Below are 234 nucleotides of genomic sequence, written 5' to 3' on the forward strand. Positions count from 1 at the left end.
CTTGAGCAAATGAATCTAGAAATACTACCCTATGATGAATTCGTAAACCGTTATGCTAAATCTGGAAATGGTCAAAAAACGCCCTTAGGTACAGGTTGCAAAGATCCCTTTGATAATCATGGTGACCGTTTTCGACGAAAGGCCTCTATCGATAGCGTTGACATGACCCATCTTGCCTGTGCAGACTTATTAAATTGCTTTTCCTGCCCAAATCAAGTGCTGGTTGAAGAAGTT

General features: G+C 41.0%; 1 protein-coding gene. It reads left to right on the forward strand.

Annotated elements, in window-relative coordinates; translation table 11 throughout:
* On the forward strand, positions 1-234 hold a 234-nt coding region (locus SB749_RS20990; RefSeq protein ID WP_410712022.1), incomplete at both ends, for a hypothetical protein.

The organism is Brevibacterium sp. SIMBA_078 (assembly GCF_046534565.1).
Classification (GTDB): Bacteria; Actinomycetota; Actinomycetes; order Actinomycetales; family Brevibacteriaceae; genus Brevibacterium.